The organism is Prevotella corporis DSM 18810 = JCM 8529, assembly GCF_000430525.1.
Taxonomy (GTDB): Bacteria; Bacteroidota; Bacteroidia; order Bacteroidales; family Bacteroidaceae; genus Prevotella; species Prevotella corporis.
Window position 1 is genome coordinate 1 of record NZ_AUME01000077.1, and the last position, 3,807, is coordinate 3,807.

The 3,807-nt window shown below is 44.3% G+C and carries 3 protein-coding genes and 1 pseudogene; 3 read left to right on the top strand and 1 reads right to left on the bottom strand.

What is annotated here, in order from left to right; genetic code table 11:
- Window positions 1-881: pseudogene (locus H515_RS13415) on the bottom strand (DNA topoisomerase); the annotation flags it as partial.
- 300 nt (window positions 882-1,181) lie between these two features.
- Between H515_RS13415 and H515_RS0110265 the strand changes: the two are divergent.
- The 3 genes from H515_RS0110265 to H515_RS14235 form a co-directional block, all read left to right on the top strand.
- The gene (locus tag H515_RS0110265) at window positions 1,182-2,402 is read left to right on the top strand and encodes a site-specific integrase (RefSeq protein WP_025878038.1); all 1,221 of its coding nucleotides are present in this window, start codon (window positions 1,182-1,184) and stop codon (window positions 2,400-2,402) included.
- Between the two features lie 3 nt (window positions 2,403-2,405).
- On the top strand, window positions 2,406-3,668 hold the full coding sequence (locus H515_RS0110270) for a site-specific integrase (RefSeq protein ID WP_025073050.1): 1,263 nt from the start codon (window positions 2,406-2,408) through the stop codon (window positions 3,666-3,668).
- Window positions 3,669-3,688: 20 nt separating this feature from the next.
- The coding region (locus H515_RS14235; RefSeq protein WP_154653696.1) for a DUF1896 family protein at window positions 3,689-3,807 on the top strand (119 nt) is incomplete at its 3' end.

Here is a 3,807-nt window from a genome sequence, read left to right on the forward strand (position 1 = left end):
CACTTGGGGCAGCGATAGGTGGGATAAGACTTCTGTTTGGGGGCAAGAGAAAGCAGTTCCTCACAAATGGTGCCAACGTAGGAGTTGATGCCTTGCGCGAACTTTTCGGGCGGCATTTGTCCTGCTTCAATGGCGGCAAGAGCCAGTTCCCAACTACCTGTCATCTCTGCATTGGCAATCTTCTTGTCCTTGACAATCTCATAGACGACCAAGCCTTTCTCGGTAGGAATGATGGCTTTCTTGTCCCTTCGGATATAGTCACGCAGGATAAGTTTTTCGATGATGTTGGCACGGGTGGCAGGTGTTCCGATGCCACACTCAGCCATTGCTTTCTTACTTTCTGCATCTTCGACCTCTTTTCCTGCGTTCTCCATCGCAGAAAGCAGTGTCGCTTCTGTGTAGAGAGGTTTAGGTTTGGTCTTATGCTCGGTGATGTCAGTAGAAACAAGTGGTAAAACCTCTCCCTCCGTCAAATCAGGCAATGAAGGTAAAACCTGTTCATTGTCGTTTTCCTTTTTCTCTACATCAGTAACCTGCTCTTTCTGCACGGCTTTCCAGCCCAAGGAGATTTGTCGGCACGCCTTCCAAGTAAAGGAGTTGGCGCCGTCCGTGAACTGCACCAGCATACGCTCTTCCTCTGAATCGGGAAGAAAGGCTTCAATGAAGCGATTAACCACCATTTGATAGATAGTTGTTTCATCTGCCGATATTCCTGAAGGTGTTTCTCCTGTAGGAATAATGGCGTGGTGGTCAGTAATCTTTGCCTTGTTCACCGAATGGCGGTTTAATGGTGTTTCTATCGTTTCTCCTATTTTGCGCAGTAGGGCGGGTACTTCCTCGAAAACATCCTCACTGATGTATCGGCTGCCTGTGCGGGGATAGTTCATAGAATAATGACAATGAAAGAAGAAAGGACAAACACGAACGGAAACACTTGAACAATAACAACTTATGCACTTTTCTGCATTTTGTGATATGGCAAGATTGAGCGAAAAACGGCAATAGTTCCGTTACCAACTCGTAACCCATAGGGCACAAAGCAAAAAGGGGTTACGAATTGAATATAAACAACTGTGGCATAGGTTTTTATTCCTCATCTTTCATTTTTCTGCATAGCTCAAGAACTCTTGTTCGTATGTACCTTTGCAAGCAAAGGAAATTAGAAAAAAAACGACAGAAAAATGAAAGAAAACAAACTGAAAGTCTCGTTTTTCACACAGGCTAAACGAGCGGACAAAAAAGGCATGGTGCCGCTTATCGGACGGATAGAACTGGGCAGGAAGTATTCCGCCTTTTCCGCCAAAAAGAAAGTCCCATTATCTCTTTGGGATAGCAGAAAGCAACGTCTTCTCGGCAAGAGTGCCATCGCAAATTCTATCAACCAGTATTTGAATGAATGCACTGCACTCATTCATGCACGCTATCGGGAACTTTGCGAAAGTGGAGAGTCATTCACGGCTACGGATGTGCGCAATGCCTATCAGGGACAGCTTTGTCAAAACGCAATGCTTTTAGAGTGCTATGCTGAGTACCTCACACAGATTCATGAAAGAGTGGGCATAGACCGGGCAATGAAAACACTGGAGCTGCGTACCTATCAGCAAACTCTTCTTCGGGAGTATGTGCGTAGGAAATACAAGTTAAGTGATATTCCGCTCATGGAACTGGATATTTCCTTTATAGAAGGCTATGAATACTTTCTGACAATAGACCGAAAATTGAAACGTGGCAGTATATGCAGTGCCTTGGCTGCATTGAAGGCGGTTGTGAACAAGGCTGTCAAAAATGGCATGATAGACATGTATCCGTTCATTGGTTACAGTTACGAAAAGACGAAAGGAACGCCGAGAAACATCACGCAGGACGACCTGCAAAAGATTATCGACCTGCCCATCAAATGGGAGAAATATCGTGTCGTCCGTGATTTGTTCGTGTTCTCCTGCTTCAGCGGTCTTGCCATTTCGGATATACGCAATCTCAAAGAGGAAAACATCATCATTGAGGAAGGAAAGCTATGTATTAAAAGCAAGCGTGTCAAGACGAAGACCCCTTTTCGCGTAGTAGTTCTCTCCCCAGCCAAGACCATTATGGAAAGATATAGGGGCAGACGTGCGGGATATGTATTTGACGTTCCCCCAAGAGACGTGGTTTACAATGCGATGCACCACATACAGAGAAGTATCGGTATGAAAACCCCTCTGACCTTTCACATGGCTCGCCATACTTTTGCTTCGGTCATTACCCTGTCGGCTGGTGTTCCAATAGAAACCGTAAGCGGTATGTTGGGACATACCAATTTGAGAACGACACAAGTGTATGCAGCGGTCAATTCAGAAAGAATAAGACAGGATATGCAGAAGATTCAACAACGGATAGAACACACTTTCACCTTAAAATTATAGCTTATGGCACGCAGTACATTCAAGACATTGTTTTACATCAACCGTTCCAAACTGAAGAAGAACGGCAAATGCCCGATAATGGGACGAATCACGATAGACGGACAACAAGTACAATACAGTATGGGGTTGGATATCAATCCAAACAATTGGGACGCAAAGCATGGCAGATGCAAAGGCGACATTGACGAAATGAAGAACATCAACCGCATACTGACAGAAAAGGAAGGACAGATACAAACCAAATACAATGAGCTGGTTTGGCAAAAGGGGTATGTAAGTGCAGAACTGCTCAAAAATTGTCTGACGGAGGATTCACAAAGCAATGGAATGCTCATGGAAGAGGCAGACCGTTTCATAGAGGAAAAACGCCCTTGTGTGGGAATTTCCATCGCCCAATCCACTTTCCGCAACTACATCTATGACAAGCAGCTCATAGTATCCTTCCTGCTGGAAAAATACGGAATGTCCGATATTGGTTATTCACGGTTGGACTATGGCTTTGTCGAAGAATTGGATTTCTATCTTAAAAGCAAGCGCAGATTATCACCTGCCACCATTCAAATGACGGTTATTTTCTTGAGAAAGCTCATCAGCATCGGACAACAGAAAAAATACATCCGCCGAGACCCGTTTGTGGATTTTAAGGCGGAAAAACCACGTGGCACGAGAAGGTATCTCACAACGGAAGAACTCAAGCGCATTTTGCAAACGCCCATCTTAAACAAGCAGTTCGAGCGAGCAAGGCAACTCTTCATTTTCTGTGCCTTTACGGGACTGGCTCGTGTGGATATGTTGCGACTGACACCTAAACATATCCACCATTATGATGACGGAACTTGTGAGATACGTATCAAGCGACAGAAAACGGACGTAGAAGCCATCATTCCACTTCTGCCCATCGCAAAGGAGATACTTGACATTCATATAAAAGGGAAACAACACGATGATTTGATATTTCCAACATTGAACGTCAGCAAGGCATCTTTCGCCTGTATAAACATTGGTCAGATATGCCAAATTGAGAAAGGCTTGACCTTTCACATGGCTCGCCATACTTTCGCCACGACCATCTGCCTTTCCAATGGTATAGCAATGGAAACGCTCTGCAAGATGCTCGGACACAGCGACATTGGAACGACACAGATTTATGGAAAAATTACCGACCTGAAAATCAGAGAGGACATGAACCGTTTGCAAGAACATAAAAGTAAGGCTTTTTCTGACTATACGGAAGCTATCGAAAAGCAAAACGCAACAATATTTTAGAAATCAGCAAAAATTTATGTATGAAAACAGATAATAGCAAAAAGGAACTTTCCTATTTTCGATTGAAGTTGGAAAGCTATATGAGTGAACATCACCCCGAGCGATTGGGAGACAAGGAGTTTATCACGGCAAGAGCCGA

What these genes read in the sequence shown, in the direction of transcription:
- H515_RS0110265 (WP_025878038.1), top strand. Translation starts at nt 1,182, where the DNA reads ATGAAAGAAAACAAACTGAAAGTCTCGTTTTTCACACAGGCTAAACGA.
- H515_RS0110270 (WP_025073050.1), top strand. Translation starts at nt 2,406, where the DNA reads ATGGCACGCAGTACATTCAAGACATTGTTTTACATCAACCGTTCCAAA.